Raw genomic sequence first — 13,753 nt, 5'->3', positions numbered from 1 at the left:
AAATAATAAAATAATTGAAAAAGAACATGATGCAAAATCAATTTTGCATCATGTTTTTTTATTTAATTCAAATAAAAACCGATAAAAAGGTAAACATAGATAAATGAAAATACAATTATTGTTGTAAATAAATAGATATAAGAGAGAATATATGTTGAAGGAAATAGTGATATTAGTTGCTGCTTGGATATTAATGATTATAACGTTAATAGTCTTTGTCCCCAAAAACAAAATAAGGCATGCTCAGGTTATATTCTTATTTCAACAGTTTGTTACCTGGCTTTTAGGACTAATAATAGTTCAAATGAGACTTATAGAGTATCCTGTAAGATTATTTTCCTATGCAAACAGAACAAGCTTTTCCTTTGAATATTTTATATACCCTTCAATTTGTGTTATTTTCAATTTACATTACCCAAAAGACAGCAGTAAGAAAAAGCAGTTTTTATACTTTTTTTGTTACTGTACAGGAATGACAATTTTTGAGGTATTATGTGAGACTTACACTGACCTGATTGAATATATCCACTGGACTTGGTACTATTCATGGATTACATTTTATTTAACACTGTACCTATCCAGAAAGTACTATCTTTGGTTTTTCAAAGGCAAAACACCTTGACTTTTTGAAGGAAATATTGCATAATAACTAAGTCAATTAAATATTTTTTGAAATGAAAACGACACATGTGGTGCTTTGCACGTAAATCTGATTACGGTACAAAGTGTTGCAATGTGTTTTTTTATTGTCAAAATTCATAATAATCAGGAAAGGGAGTTTTTATGCCAACAACAAAGTTTCAAAGAGTAGTTTTTGCATTTTTAACCGTTATAATCACGGTTCATTTATTCGTATTTTATAATCTTGCCATCGAGATGGGGGGAATGTCTAATCAGGTATTTATAGCATCTCGAAAAGTAGTTGGAATTGAGTTTTTGTTTGCTTTTTTACTCGAAATATTTATTGTCGGTCCACTTGCAGAAAAAATGGCTTTTCGGATTATAAATCCGAGAGATGAAAAACCATATATTATAACAACCGCTATAATTTGTTCAACGGTTGTACTTATGTGTCCAACGATGAGTTTTATAGCTACAATCTTATATAACGGAATAAGTACAGAGTTTCTTGCTCAGTGGATGCAGAAAATTGTATTTAATTTTCCGTTTGCACTGTTAACTCAGTTGTTTTTCATACAGCCTTTTGTTAGATTCCTTTTTGGTGCAATCTTCAAACAAAAGACAAAGAATGAAATAGAGGTTGATGTAGAATCTTCCGAATTAAATTTGGAATCAAATTAACAAGAAATTAACGATTTCAAAATACTAAATTAATACGATAGATGTAAAATAATTACAAACCTTATTCATAGGGTACATCCTTTTTACGGCTCCGTGTATAACGGAGCTTAATTGTTATTAATTTAGAAAAACAACAGGAGGGTTGCTGTATGGCTTGGAGTACATGTCCTAAATGTAATAATCATAATTTTGAGGTTGTTGAAAAATCTTTAGCAGGAACCAACTATAATTTGTCATTTGTTCAGTGCTTGGTATGTGGTACTGTTGTTGGAGTAACAGATAGTAATAATTTTGATAACAGGCTTAACGAGTTAGAAAACAAGTTGAGTAGCTTATCCGGTAAAATAAGTAGTTAATGAAGTTAAAGTACGGCCAGAAGGGGTCTTGTCAGTCCGGTATATAGGTGACAGACCCCTTTGTCATATTTTCCGTATTTCCCCTTCATTGATTTTAAATGTAAGTAATGGTAAAATAAAGACAAGTTGACTTATCTATAATCTAACCTATAAAAATTCCAAAATACACGTCAAAGAGAGCTAAACTTAAAATCACTGTTAACTTCTACAAACATTTACGATTAATACAAAATTTGTAATATATTTTAGATTGATAGTACTAAAATATCAAAAATAATTTTTGGGAGGATTTTGTATGAAAAGAAAAATCTATTTATTGTTAGTACTAATGCTAATTCTCAGTGCATTTAGCTTTAGTGCTATTCAAGCAGCTACGGTTTATGGGGACGTTGACTCCAGTGGTACTGTGGACTCTCTGGACTTTGCAGCAATGAAATCGCATTTGCTTGGGATTAAAAGCATTACAAACACTACGGCTGCAGATGTAGACGGTGATGGCAGTATTACAGCTCTTGACATCGCTTTATTCAAAAAATATCTGTTGGGACAGATATCCAAATTTCCGGTTGATTCAGTAACTCAGCCGAAATTCCATTGTTTCTTATTGTTAGGTCAGTCAAATATGGAGGGTTATCCCAAGGCACTGGCTTCTGATAAAGTAGAAGATCCCCGGGTACTTGTATTAGGATATGACAATAACCCTGCTCTCGGAAGAGTAACGGATCAGTGGGATATAGCTTGTCCTCCACTGCATTCAACATATCAGGGTGCCATTGGCCCTGGTGACTGGTTTGCAAAGACCATTGTAGAAAAAATACCTGCCGGTGATACGATAGGATTGATACCTTGTGCTATTAACGGCGAGAGAATAGAGACTTTTCTAAAGTCCGGCGGAAGTAAATATAATTGGATTGTTAACCGTGCAAAGCTCGCCCAGCAAAAGGGAGGAGTAATTGAAGGTATTCTCTTCCATCAAGGTGAATCAAATAATGGGGACACCACTTGGCCAGGTAAGGTAAATACATTAGTAGAAGACCTGAAAAAGGATCTTAATCTGGGCGATATTCCTTTTATTGCCGGAGAATTGCTTTACAGTGGTAGCTGTGCAGGACATAATACACTGGTAAATAAACTGCCTTCTATTGTAAAGAATTGTTCTGTAGTATCTGCAAGCGGCTTGGTAGTTGATCCTTCGAATACACAGTGGAAGCTTCATTTTGGTCATGATTCACAAGTAACACTGGGCAAGAGATATGCTGAAAAGATGATTCAAGCCCTCGGCTGGTAATTTTTTTATAGTAGTAAATTTGTAAGGATTTATTTAGTACTATCAATCTGAATAAAATATTTCTTAACTAGTGCCTATTTTTAATATGATTGGTTGACTGTAAATATTGGTAATTGGTATAATGAATTGGCTTGTAGACTGGGCTGTATATTTATAATATTAAAGGAGATGGTACATAGTTGTTGAAGATAATAAACAGAATTATTTCGTTTATTATATCTTTCACATTAATGTTTATGTTGATACCTAATAATTACACTACTTCAGCTGCACCAATGGACAGACAACTGGCAGTCGATGCATTAGCATTCGGGGACTGCAATAATGACGGAAATATAGATGCTCTGGATTTAGCATTGTTAAAGCAAAATATAATGAATCAGGGTGACAAATATAGTAACATTATGGACTTAAACCAAGATAATGCAGTGGATGCAATTGATTATTCAATAATGAAGCAATACTTACTGGGGAAGGTTAGCAATTTACCTTACAACCCATCACAACCGGCAGCTAAATGGGTTGGTACATGGACAGCGGCACAGCAATTGACTGAACCTGCTAATATGCCGCCAAGTCCGGGATTAACTAATAATACCCTTCGTCAGGTAGTACATGTATCAATTGGTGGGAATCAATTGAGAATGAAATTTTCCAATCAATACGGGAGTACACCTGTTACCATGAATTCTGTTCATTTAGCCGTTTCAACAGGTGGAAGCTCAATTCAGGACGGTACAGACAAGGCAGTGACTTTCGAAGGAAGGGAAGCTGTAACAATTCCAGCCGGAAAAACTGTTGTTTCAGATGTTGTTAATTTTAGTTTATCAAAGCTTAAAAATATTGCCATTACAATATACTTTGGAAGTGTACCGTCAGCATTAACAGGCCATCCAGGCTCCAGGACAATATCTTATATTCAAACCTGTAATAGTGTTAATAGTTTGAGTATGCCCACGGCAGTTACTACTGAACACTGGTATATTATAGCCGGAATAGATGTACTTACCGATGACTCATGTAAAGGGATAGTTGCTTTGGGCGATTCTATTACTGACGGCAGAGGGTCCACCTCAAACGCAAACAATAGGTGGACAGACAACCTTTCACGTCGTTTACGAGATAATCCTTCTACGTTAAATATATCGGTACTTAATCAGGGAATAGGCGGAAATGCCGTACTTTCAGGAGGTTTAGGGCCGACTGCGCTTTCCAGATTCCAGCGTGATGTACTGGAACAAAGCGGAGTGCGATTTCTCATCGTATTTGAGGGGGTTAATGATATAGGGCCAAGTTCTTCTTTATCAGTAGCAACAAACCTAATAAATGCCTACAAAGAATTTATCAGTAAGGCACATTCCCAAAATATCCTTGTATATGGAGCTACAATTACACCCTTTGGAGGCTCACAATACGATAGCAACATACATGAACAGGCAAGACAGACAGTAAATAGCTGGATAAGAACAAGCGGTCAATTTGATGCAGTAATAGATTTGGATGCTGCAGTTAAAAATCCAAACGATCCAACCAAGCTGCTAAGTACATATGATAGCGGAGACCATTTGCATCTTAGTCCGGCTGGATATGAAAAAGTTGCAGAAGCCATAGACATTAACCTTTTCACCCTATAACTTCTTTGGATTTCAGAGATGAAAAAGTATTCCTATTAACTGAATTCAAATTATTTACAATAATAGAAAACATATGTATATTATTAGTAAAGACTTGTTTTTTAGGAGGGGAAAATATGATTAGAAAAATAGCCGTTTTATTTATGGTTATGCTTGCTGTGCTTATATTAGGCACCTCTGTGGCTTTTGCTGATATTGGCATAATCAATAACGGAACAAATTTCGGAGGAGTACAGGCGCACGGTGGGAGCATCATCAAGGTTGGTGATACATATTATTGGTATGGAGAAAACCGTAATACAAATAACCTGTTTGTATCAGTGAAGGTTTACTCATCTACCGATCTAGTTAACTGGGTAGACAGAGGCAATGCTTTATCCAGTACATCTGCGGCAGAGCTTAACTCCTGTAATATTGAAAGACCGAAAGTTATGTACAATGCATCAACTAATCAATATGTAATGTGGATGCATTACGAAAACGGTAGGGACTATTCATTAGCAAGGGCAGCTGTAGCATACAGTACAAGTCCGACAGGGCCATTTACTTATCTCGGAAGTTTCAGACCCAATAATAATATGTCAAGAGATTGTACTACCTTTGTGGATACTGATGGTACAGGCTATTTTATCTCTGCTGCAAACGAAAATGCTGATTTGATAGTTTACAGGCTGACATCTGATTATAAATCAATAGCCTCACAAGTGGTAACTCTTTGGCCGGGACAAAAAAGAGAAGCTCCATGTATGTTTAAACGTGACAATACATATTATCTGATAACATCAGGATGCACGGGATGGAGTCCAAACCAGCAGAAATATGCTACTTCCACATCAATATCCTCAGGATGGACGGGCTTAACAAACCTAGGAAATGCAACCTGCTATGACTCTCAGGGGGCGTGTGTTTTTCCGGTAGGACAAAATTTTGTTTACCTCACTGATAGATGGGCCGGTGCGTGGGGAGGAAAAGTCAGTGATTCGTCATACCTGATGATGCCTTTACTATTTAATGAAACATCAGTATCTCTAAACTACACTGATACGGTAAAGGTTGCAGCAGAATTTGGTGCTATTGCTAATGATTATCGCAAGTATACTTTCGAAGGAGTGCTGACAAACGCTGATCCATATCAATGGAATGTAAGTCAACCTGCATCGACTGATTTACAAGTGCTTTCGGTAGACGGAGATAAGGCTTTACAAATGTCGGATAGCACAACATCCAACTATTGTTATGCCTACAAGGATTTTCCGGCGAAAAAAGGTATAGTTACATTTAACGTAAGCTTTAAATATGCTAATACCGGGAGATGGGATAGAATCAGATTTTACAATGGAACCAACATAGGAATAGACATTATAAATTTTGAAGAAGGGCTTGGCTGGCTTACGGGAACTTCTACAAGAAATGTAATACAAATGATTTCTGCAAACGCGTGGTACAATTTAAAAATTGTTGCCGATACCTCTACTCAGAAATTTGACGCATACATTAATGATATTCTCATAAAATCAGGTTGCCCGTTTACAGGTTCCGCTGCTCAGTTTGACAGAATTGCGTTGGACACCGGAAACAGTTTTACAAATACTGCTGTATATGACGATATAATAATTAATTAAAATAATCTAAAAAGGAACTGATTGTTGTATTATTAATAATACAGCAGTCAGTTCTTTTAATTTAAACTAGGTATTTGTTTTTTCATACAATATCTCTCCAATAATGGTGGCATACAGATCACCTTCGCTTTTCTTTAGCCTTGTAAGCAAATCTTTTATAAATGCGTCATCTTTGGAAAGTCTTGATTTCATTTTGTTTTTAATCGTTTCTAGTCCCTCAGCAGCAGGGCCGTAATCTTTAAAGACTCTTTCATCAACTAAGTCAGAGTAGACATAGGTGTTAAGGGCATCTCCCTTTAACTTGATCCAGATTCCGTTGCCGTTATTTTCTATAAATTTTCCTTCACAAATAAGCCCTTCTTTTATATCTATATAGAAAAGCTTCTCGTTTTCAGTAAATATATTACTCATAAAAACCGTCCTTTGCATATTATTGTATCAATATATATTATTCTTATTATATAAAAACTTTCTCATATTTTGAGTATATTTGCAAAAATTACTTCGGATACCTTTTTTAAAATATTCTTATACTAATTACAACTAAAAAGAGATTAAGGTGAACAATATGAGTAAAAAGAAAGGTTTTATAAAAACTCTGTTTTCTTATATAACGTATAAAGAAAAAAAACCTGTAAAACAATTTTATGTTCCTGAGATAGATAATGAAGATACTAAAACCGAGCAAGAAAAAAATACTACCATAAAACGAGAAAGTCTAAAAAACAGAAGGATTAAGAGGCCTGTTCCTGTTTCAGAATCAAATAAAGAAAATAAGCCTGAATATGAAAAGGCTGACGATGAGAAAATATCTATAAACATTGAAGAAAATATAAAATATATAAAGCATAAATTTAATTCTCCTGTTAATAAAGATATTATTATAAGGGAGTTGACGGTCGCAAAAAAGTACAAAGCATTTATTGCATATATTGACGGAATGGTTGACAGGATAACCATAAACAACTTTATTTTAAGGGCGCTAATGGTAAACGACGACAAATTCGATGAAGATTCTGATGATAAATGCAAGCTGGATTTTATATTGTCCAACATATTGCAGACCAATCAGGCAAAAAAAGTAGATAATCCCGATGAATTTATGTACGAAATTCTCTCAGGAAATACACTTTTATATGTTGATGGGTGTAACTTTTATATTTCCAATGAAACAAAAGGCTATGACAAAAGGGGAGTAGAAAAACCTCTTATAGAAGGAGTGGTTCTTGGATCACAGGAAGCATTCAATGAAAATCTGAGAACAAACGTAACCCTTATCAGAAAATTGGTGAAAAATAACAACCTTACTACCGAATTTATTAAGGTTGGAAATGTAAACAAACAGTTATGTGCGGTTATGTCAATAAACGGAATAACTAATCCTGCAATAATAGAAGAGGTAAAGCGAAGAATAAAAAACATCAAAAGCGATATGGTTCTTGGGGACGGAATTTTAGAACAGTTTATAGAGGATAATCCATATTCAATTGTGCCCACCATATTAAGTACTGAAAGGCCTGACCGAACCGCTTCGCACTTACTGGAAGGAAAGGTCGCAATACTTGTTGAAGGAGCACCCTTTGCAAAGATTGTTCCTGTAACTCTTCCATCTCTAATGCATAGCCCAGAGGATTCATATATGAGATGGCCATATGGCACCTTAATAAGGCTAATAAGGTTTATAGCCGCATTTATTGCTACATTACTGCCGGGTCTTTATGTTGCCATTACCAATTTCCATCAGGAAATGATACCTACAGAGCTTCTTATTGCCATAGCAAAGGCAAAAGAGAATGTACCGTTTCCAACAATAGTTGAGGTAGTATTAATGGAATTATCCTTTGAACTTATAAGGGAGGCTGGTATAAGGATTCCAGGTATAATCGGTAACACACTGGGTATTATTGGTGCATTGATTCTCGGACAGGCTGCCGTTCAGGCAAATATTGTAAGCCCCGTTTTGATAATAGTTGTTTCGGTAACTGGCCTTGGCAACTTTGCAATACCCAATTACAGTCTGGCATTAGCAGCGAGAGTATCCCGTTTCTGCTTTATTATTTTGGGAGCGTTACTTGGATTTTATGGAATAAGCATTGGAATTGCTTTGTTTGCTATACTGATTACCAATATCAAATCATTTGGAGTGCCATTTTTTGCTCCTATTGCCCCTAAAACAAAAGAAAGCAGTGACTTATTCATTAAAAAACCTGCATGGCAGCAAATTTACAGACCGGATTATTTAAATGCTTTAAAACAGAAAAGACAAGCCAAGATATCAAGACAGTGGACTGAGGATGAGCCAAAATACAGCTATGAAAGGGATGAAGATGATGATTAAAGAAGGAAAATTCGGGACAGCAGAAGCAATCTACCTGATTACTCTTGTTATAGCATCAAAAACCTTTTATACTAGTATACGTGTTATGATAAAAAACACAGGAACAGCTGCATGGTATATGACCCTTGTATCATGTATTATAACCATAATATTCTTCCTCATGATCTCCTTGGTTATGAAAAGATTTCCGGGCAAAAACTTGGTTGAAATATTTGAACTTGTTACGGGTAGATTTTTTGGAAAGATATTAACGCTTATATTTTCGGCATATTTTGTGTACTACGCAGGATCCAGTCTCAGGGAATTTCTCGAAATGATAAAGGCATATAATCTTCCCTATACACCACCCAGCTTAATAATTGTTGCCTTTATGGCAGTAGTGGTAATTTTGGCGTATATTGGACTAGAGGGTATAGCCAGGTTGGCAGCAGTTAGTTTTTATCCCATATTTGTAGGAATAATCATAATTCTCTTTCTTGCGTATCCTTATTATAATGTAAGAGCTATATTCCCAATCGGTGGCTATGGTATTGCAGAAACAATAAAATCAGGTTTTTTCAGAAGCTCAGCATATGACGAAGTAATTATATTGGCATTTATAATAAACTCAATAGACGGTGTTAAGACATTTAAGAAAGTAGGAATATATAGCATTGTTATCTCGGGAATTGCTTTCTCTCTTTCATCATTATGCGATATTATGGCTTTCGACTACACAATGGCAAGCGAAAATGTGTCAGATCTTTTCCAGTTGGCCAGAGTCATATATTTTAGCAGGTTCTTCCAAAGAATTGAATCAATATTTCTTTTTATTTGGATTATTGCATCCCTAATAACTGTTGGACTGGCATTCTATATTGCTATTAGTATTTTTTGCAAAGCATTTAAGATTAGTAATCATAGACCTTTGATATTGCAATTTGCTTTCTTAACATTTATGGTGACCCTTTTGCCTGAGGGCCTTATAGAGCTTGCAAAAACAAATATCGTTTTTATGCGTGAATACAGTATGGCATTAATATATGGAATACCGATACTAGTCTTATTAATCTCAGTAATATTCGGCAAAAAGGGGGATAGACAATGCGCAAAGTCAGTAAAATAATCATTCTGGCAATGATATTTGTATATATTTTAACAGGTTGTACAACAGACAGTAAAAATATTGACGATCAGGTATATGCAATAATGATTGGAATTGACAAGGGAGTAGATAATAAAATAAGGCTGACTGTTCAGTTTCCCACATATAAAGGAGGGGGAGGCGGTAGTGCTTCAGGCGCCGGCGGCGGAGGAGGCGGGGGCGGAAAAAGTGAAGAAAAGGAATCAGGTCAGGTTGACGGAACGATTGTCACTACGGTAGAATCCTCAACTGTGCTGGAAGGTATCAATTTACTTAGTACTTCAACTTCCAGACATATATCCCTTGTCCATTGCAAGGGTATTATTTTCTCAGAGCAATTAGCATATGAGGGAATAAACTTATATTTGTCCGATTTTGCGAGATTCAGAGAAACCAGACGTATTGCAACGGTAGGTATTTGCAGGGGAAAAGCAGAAGACTATATCATGGAAAATAAAACACTGATAGGTGAAAATATTTCAAAATCAATAGAGCTTGCATTTTCTCAGTCGGAAAATTCAGGACTGTTCCCTATGGCTTTTTTTACAAATGTTTACAGGAGTACTATATCGCCTTACTCACAGCCATACGCACTATATGTAGGGTTGAATAATTTTAAGAACCTCAAAAAAGAAACTGAGGAAGAGCCTCCACTGAAAACCGACGAGCAGTTTTATCCCGGTGAGGTTCCAAAGAAAGGTAACCTAAAACAGGAAATGATAGGAACGGCTGTATTTAACGGTGACAAGCTAACCGGTACCCTAAATGCAGATGAAACCCGTTATTTTATGATGATAATAAACGAGTTCAAACATGGAATTTTGACTGTTGAGGACAAAAAGAATCCCGGAATGGCTATACCCTTTGATTTACGCCCGGGAAGAAAACCCGATATCAAGGTAAGGTTTGACAAAAGCAAACCCGTAATTGACTTAAATCTTAATATTGAAGCTGACATAGTTGGTATACAAAGCGGTATGCACTATGAAAGCATAGATAAAATGAATGAATTAAACGGATTATTAAAGGGTTCTATAGAAGACGGGGTAAGCAAAACTGTAGAAAAAGTTCAGAAGCAAATGGGAACCGATATTTTCGGCTTTGGTTATTACGCTGCAAGTAAATTTTTAACAATAAACGATTTTGAAAAATATAACTGGTTATCACATTTTATAGATGCCAAGATAAATGTAAGTGTTTATACTAATATAAGAAGAACCGGGCTTATGGCTGAAAGTATGCCGGTAAGATACAGTGATAAAACTGCAAAATAGGAGTAAGAGATATGATATATATACTGATGTTTTTAATGCTTTTAAGCGGATATTATACATTTACTTTCGGAATTAACCAGATAAAACGGAGAAACAGGCTGGGAGGCTTCAGTACAATCGTAGTTGCCATACTTGGTACAATAGTCCCGATGGTCATTTTGTATATGAAGAATAAATAAATATACACAGCTGTAAATTGGAGGTAATATGAGAAAAGAAAGACGATGGAAAAACTCATCAGTAGCTATTACACGGAATGTTAATGAGTCAACTGCTATAAAAGAAGCTGTTGAACTCCTCCAGGTTCTACCTGCAATCGGTAAAGAGGATGTTGTTGTTATTACTCCTAACTGGGTAAATAATAAAAAAAGTCCTGATTCAGGGGTAGTTGTAGGTCCGGAAAGTTTAAGGCAGATTATATCAATGATAAAGCAGATGCAACCCAAAAGAATTGTAGTTGCAACCGGTACGGCAGATGGTGAGACAGCTGATGTAATGAATAATGTCGGATTTGGAGAAGTAATAAGAAATGAAGGGGTAGAATTTATTGACCTTAATCATGGACCATTTATACGGATAAACCTCAACCATTCAGTTGTGCCGTCCACTAATATAAACAAGCTTTTGGAAGAGGTTACTGTACTTATCTCTTTTACACAGTTAAAACAACATGAAGAGGCAACAATATCGGCTGCAATTAAAAACATAGCGTTGGGTTGGCCTCCGGCAGACGAGCATGGTCATCCAAAGAAAAACTGTGGAATCCATAAGGAGCTTCATGGGTTCATATCAGCAATGGCTGAGCAAATACCTATTGATTTGTCAATAGTAAGTGCAAGCCCGGCAATGATTGGAACAGGTCCTACAAAAGGTATTGCCAGACATACAGGACTGGTGGTTGCAGGGTGCGATCCGGTAGCAACAGATACTGTGGCAGCACGGCTTATGGGGTTTAAGCCTCAGGCAATACGATATTTATTCGAATGCAGTAATAAAAAAATTGGTGAAAGTGATATTGAGAAAATCACTATTGAGGGAATACCGTTGGTACAGGCAGAAAACATATTCAGTCAGGTCGCATACGGAGATGGTCTTTCGGTAGACAAAGGATAAAATTATATAAAAGGAGATACTATATGAAAAGTATAATACCCAATATATCAGTAAATAATTGCCAAGAAGCTATGGAATTCTATAAAAATGTTTTTGGCGGAGAACTAAAAAATGTTAAAATTGCGGATACAGAGGAAATGTTCAAAGGACATGAAGGTAAGGTAATGCATTCAGAGCTTCATGTCGGCAAAAATTGTGTTATATATCTTACAGACATTTTCGGTGACAAATCACAAAGCTCTCATATTCAGATGATACTTGGAATGGATTCAAAGCAGGAAATAGAGAAGGTATATGCAGACCTTATAAAGGAAGGAAAGGCGGAATATGAACTTCAGAAGACCTTTTGGGGAGCGTACCATGCTGTAGTAAGGGATAAGTACGGAATAACATGGGGATTGGATTATAATGAAAATAACTAATAAATTAAATTGAAAAATAAAAACACCCGAAAAATTTACGGAAAGCAAATTTTTCGGGTGTTTTATTAAAAAAGACAGTTCAGAATTATTTAAATTCTTTTGCAAGAGCTTCAAAGGCCGGCAGAGAGTTTTTAATTGTTTCAAGACTTACACAGTATGCAAGCCGGAAGTAGCCCGGTGCTCCAAACCCTGAACCCGGTACAATAAGCAGATTGTATTTTACAGCACGGTTTTTAAATTCAATATCGTCAGGAATTAGTGCTTTCGGGAACAGATAAAAGGCTCCGTCAGGCTTAACACATTCATAACCGAATTCAGTAAGACTGTTATACAATAAATCTCTTCTCTCTTTGTAAATATTTATGTCAACTAATGAGTTAATAGATTTTGCGATAACTTTCTGGAACAGGGCGGGGGCGTTAACAAAGCCTAGCACTCTGTTGCAGTAAATAAGACCGCTCATTAGGGTAGCTACGTCGTCCGCTTCAGGATTTGTAGCGATATATCCCATACGTTCACCGGGAAGTGATAATGATTTACTGAAACAGTCAATCATTATTGAATTTTTATAAATTGTTAAAATATTAGGAATCTCAACATCATAAGCAAGTTTCCTATATGGTTCGTCGGATATAAGATAAATAGTATTTCCGTACTCATTGCTCTTATCCTCTAAAACTTTCGCAATACTTTCTAAAGTATCTCTTCCATAAACAACACCTGTAGGATTGTTAGGTGTATTTATAATAATTGCCTTGGTACTAGGAGTTATTTTGGCTCTTAAAAGCTCAGGGTCAGGAAGGAAGGTTTTGAAATCAGTGTTAAGGATTACCGTTTTTCCTCCGTGGTTATCGATATAAGAAGTATACTCTACAAAAAACGGTGCAAATACTATTACTTCTTCACCTGGGTTAAGCAGTGTTTTAAGAACAATATTTAAAGCACCTCCTGCACCGACAGTCATAACAACATTGGTAAAGCTTAAATTTAGTCCTGTTTCACTGTTTATTTTCTGAGCAATAGTTTCCCTTACTTCCGGATATCCTGCATTGTTCATGTAGGCATGCATTTTTTGCTCGCTGGAGCCTGCAAGTTCCATGATGGCAGATTTAACCTCAAAAGGAGGCTCAGGATCAGGATTGCCCAGCGAAAAGTCATAAACCTTGTCCGCTCCATATATTTTTCTTAACTTTTCACCTTCCTCAAACATCGCTCTTATCATTGATGAATTAGCCAGATTATGGCTTATTTTTTTAGATATCATTTTAAATGAGTCCCCCA

At 35.9% G+C, this 13,753-nt stretch carries 14 protein-coding genes; 12 read left to right on the top strand and 2 right to left on the bottom strand.

Annotated features, from left to right (window positions below; all coding sequences use genetic code 11):
* The first annotated feature begins 151 nt into the window (after positions 1 to 151).
* The 6 genes from CLO1100_RS11215 to CLO1100_RS11190 all read left to right on the top strand — a co-directional run bounded on the left by CLO1100_RS11215 (position 152) and on the right by CLO1100_RS11190 (position 6,202).
* Entirely contained in the window at positions 152 to 622 is a 471-nt protein-coding gene (locus CLO1100_RS11215; protein ID WP_014313865.1) for a CBO0543 family protein, read from the top strand.
* A 161-nt stretch (positions 623 to 783) separates the two neighbouring features.
* Positions 784 to 1,302, top strand: coding sequence for a DUF2798 domain-containing protein (locus CLO1100_RS11210; protein ID WP_014313864.1), 519 nt, complete (start codon positions 784 to 786; stop codon positions 1,300 to 1,302).
* A 149-nt stretch (positions 1,303 to 1,451) separates the two neighbouring features.
* Positions 1,452 to 1,658, top strand: a complete 207-nt coding sequence (locus CLO1100_RS11205) for a hypothetical protein (RefSeq protein ID WP_014313863.1) — start codon at positions 1,452 to 1,454, stop codon at positions 1,656 to 1,658.
* Between the two features lie 295 nt (positions 1,659 to 1,953).
* Complete coding sequence (locus CLO1100_RS11200) at positions 1,954 to 2,946, top strand: sialate O-acetylesterase (protein ID WP_014313862.1); 993 nt, start codon at positions 1,954 to 1,956, stop codon at positions 2,944 to 2,946.
* 179 nt (positions 2,947 to 3,125) lie between these two features.
* On the top strand, positions 3,126 to 4,580 hold the full coding sequence (locus tag CLO1100_RS11195) for a GDSL-type esterase/lipase family protein (protein ID WP_014313861.1): 1,455 nt from the start codon (positions 3,126 to 3,128) through the stop codon (positions 4,578 to 4,580).
* Positions 4,581 to 4,696: 116 nt separating this feature from the next.
* Positions 4,697 to 6,202, top strand: coding sequence for a family 43 glycosylhydrolase (locus CLO1100_RS11190; RefSeq protein WP_014313860.1), 1,506 nt, complete (start codon positions 4,697 to 4,699; stop codon positions 6,200 to 6,202).
* A gap of 66 nt (positions 6,203 to 6,268) precedes the next feature.
* On the opposite strand, the gene CLO1100_RS11185 is transcribed toward CLO1100_RS11190, so the two are convergent.
* Positions 6,269 to 6,613, bottom strand: coding sequence for a hypothetical protein (locus CLO1100_RS11185; protein ID WP_014313859.1), 345 nt, complete (start codon positions 6,611 to 6,613; stop codon positions 6,269 to 6,271).
* A gap of 157 nt (positions 6,614 to 6,770) precedes the next feature.
* On the opposite strand from CLO1100_RS11185, the gene CLO1100_RS11180 reads away from it, so the two are divergent.
* Genes CLO1100_RS11180 through CLO1100_RS11160 form a run of 6 tightly spaced genes read left to right on the top strand, consistent with a single transcriptional unit; the run spans position 6,771 to position 12,472 of the window.
* Entirely contained in the window at positions 6,771 to 8,540 is a 1,770-nt protein-coding gene (locus CLO1100_RS11180) for a spore germination protein (protein ID WP_014313858.1), read from the top strand.
* Entirely contained in the window at positions 8,533 to 9,645 is a 1,113-nt protein-coding gene (locus CLO1100_RS11175) for an endospore germination permease (protein WP_041700224.1), read from the top strand. Before CLO1100_RS11180 ends, CLO1100_RS11175 begins: the two co-directional genes overlap by 8 nt.
* Positions 9,624 to 10,937, top strand: a complete 1,314-nt coding sequence (locus tag CLO1100_RS11170; protein ID WP_014313856.1) for a Ger(x)C family spore germination protein — start codon at positions 9,624 to 9,626, stop codon at positions 10,935 to 10,937. Before CLO1100_RS11175 ends, CLO1100_RS11170 begins: the two co-directional genes overlap by 22 nt.
* Before the next feature lie 11 nt (positions 10,938 to 10,948).
* Positions 10,949 to 11,116, top strand: coding sequence for a YczI family protein (locus CLO1100_RS20265; protein ID WP_014313855.1), 168 nt, complete (start codon positions 10,949 to 10,951; stop codon positions 11,114 to 11,116).
* A 28-nt stretch (positions 11,117 to 11,144) separates the two neighbouring features.
* Complete coding sequence (locus CLO1100_RS11165) at positions 11,145 to 12,050, top strand: DUF362 domain-containing protein (RefSeq protein WP_014313854.1); 906 nt, start codon at positions 11,145 to 11,147, stop codon at positions 12,048 to 12,050.
* Between the two features lie 23 nt (positions 12,051 to 12,073).
* Positions 12,074 to 12,472, top strand: a complete 399-nt coding sequence (locus CLO1100_RS11160) for a VOC family protein (protein ID WP_014313853.1) — start codon at positions 12,074 to 12,076, stop codon at positions 12,470 to 12,472.
* An 85-nt stretch (positions 12,473 to 12,557) separates the two neighbouring features.
* Here the strand turns inward: CLO1100_RS11160 and CLO1100_RS11155 are convergent, their stop codons facing one another.
* The gene (locus CLO1100_RS11155) at positions 12,558 to 13,736 is read right to left on the bottom strand and encodes a pyridoxal phosphate-dependent aminotransferase (protein ID WP_014313852.1); all 1,179 of its coding nucleotides are present in this window, start codon (positions 13,734 to 13,736) and stop codon (positions 12,558 to 12,560) included.
* Between the last annotated feature and the right edge of the window lie 17 nt (positions 13,737 to 13,753).

The organism is Clostridium sp. BNL1100, assembly GCF_000244875.1.
Lineage (GTDB): Bacteria > Bacillota > Clostridia > Acetivibrionales > DSM-1351 > Ruminiclostridium.
This window is presented reverse-complemented; position numbering and strand designations above follow the sequence as displayed.